Here is a 1702-nt window from a genome sequence, read left to right on the forward strand (position 1 = left end):
GGACAGCTTATTTCCACAGCTATAGTTATTTTTCTTACCGATGTAAGGATAACAAGTTTTGAAGGCCTATTGGGTATTGGGGAGCTTCCTTATCTGGTGTCTGTACTATTTACAGTATTTGTGTTTATTTTGGTGATCAACGCTTTTAACCTTATTGATGGAATAGATGGTTTAGCGGGCGCCATTGGTATCATTGCGAGCGCTTCTTTCGGCTTGTTCTTTCTCTTAAATAAGGATTACTTGATGGTCCTGGTTTCTTTTAGTTTAATTGGAGCCATTACTGCATTTTTACGATATAACCTGTCCGGGACCCAAAAATTATTTATGGGAGATTCGGGCTCTATGGTTATCGGCTATTTATTGGCGTATCAGGGGATTCGGTTTCTGGAGTTAAATTTAAGCGAAGCTTCCACTTTTACCATTTCAAACGGACCGGTAATGTTGCTGGCGGTTTTATCTTTTCCTTTACTGGATACCCTCAGGGTTTTTATAATTCGGGCTAAAGATAGGCGAAGCCCTTTTGATGCAGATAGGAATCATATCCACCATCGTCTATTGACCCTTGGTTTTAGTCATAAGCAGGCTACTATTATGCTAACTATTGTTAGTGTTATAGCTATAGAATTGGCTTACCTGCTTAAAGATTTAGAGATCAACCTGCAACTTTTCACTATCACCCTGATTATACCCTTAATTTACTACCTCTTGTTTAATATTACGAGGGTTCGGGAAAATACCATAAAATTAAATGAAGTAAGAGCGGAGAACGACCGCTTAAGAATAGTGGATATGGATCTTAAAAAATATATGCCTTTGTTTACTATTAGAAAAGCTTTTATTGATGAGTCGCGTGCAACCCAAAAGGTTGCGGTTAACAGCGCCAATAATCGTGAGAAAATGGAGCTTTCAGAAAAACGGATTAAAGAATTGGAAAAATCTAAAATGCACCTGGTAGACTCCAAAAAGTTAAAGGAAAAGAATAAATCTTCTAAGTCAAAATAGCCGTAGAAGCCCATAATGCTCCGGCAATTAATCGTAGTTTTCAGAGATGTGAATAGGTGCAGTAGTTTATATTATAATGGAAAAGAAACAAGAGCAACCAACAGTTGAAGAAATACGATGAACAGGACTAAGAATTGGTATGTAATCTGCACCAGGCCCAGATGGGAATTAAAAATATTTAAAGCACTTTTGGAACGGGGTATAGAGGCTTATTGCCCTATTTATACCTCGGTACGCCAATGGAGCGATCGCAAGAAAAAAATCAGTAAACCTTATTTTAATTCCTATGTATTTGTACGTCTGGAAGAAGCAGAGCGAGACCGGGTATTTGGGATCCCGGGGGTAGTGCGCTATGTTTTCTGGCTGGGCAAAGCCGCCAAAGTACAGGAATCTGAAATACAATTGTTAAAGGAATATCTGGATGGAGAGGCCCTGGAGGATGCCAGGATAGAACAGTTAGCTGTTGGTGAAGAAGTAAGGTTTGCCCGGGGCGCATTAAAAGACCGTACGGCTCTGGTAGAAAAAATAGGATCCCATAAGGTGCGGCTGGTGTTGCCGGTACTTGGTTACAGGATTACGGCCCGGATGGCAGACCTTGTACCTTAGTGCCTCTTAGGCTTGCCGGTGTGGCAACATCGTACCACGTAAGCTTGCTGATTTGGCAACATCATGCCTCTTAGGCTTGCCGAAGAGTTACCAG

The 1702-nt window shown here is 40.8% G+C and carries 2 protein-coding genes; both read left to right on the forward strand.

Annotation, left to right across the window (positions count from 1 at the left end; all coding sequences use genetic code 11):
• Nucleotides 1–1002, forward strand: a 1002-nt coding sequence (locus WBN20_RS15580) for an MraY family glycosyltransferase (RefSeq protein WP_424282347.1), incomplete at its 5' end; no start/stop codon positions are given.
• Nucleotides 1003–1119: 117 nt separating this feature from the next.
• Nucleotides 1120–1608 (forward strand): transcription termination/antitermination protein NusG, encoded by a 489-nt coding sequence (gene nusG, locus WBN20_RS15585; RefSeq protein ID WP_424282348.1) that lies wholly within the window; start codon nt 1120–1122, stop codon nt 1606–1608.
• Nucleotides 1609–1702: the final 94 nt, after the last annotated feature.

The organism is Eudoraea sp. (genome assembly GCF_049665975.1).
In the GTDB taxonomy this organism is placed as follows: Bacteria; Bacteroidota; Bacteroidia; order Flavobacteriales; family Flavobacteriaceae; genus Eudoraea.

Bases quoted from the DNA above. Each gene is read 5' to 3' on its own strand.
- nusG (WP_424282348.1), top strand. From the start codon at position 1,120: ATGAACAGGACTAAGAATTGGTATGTAATCTGCACCAGGCCCAGATGG.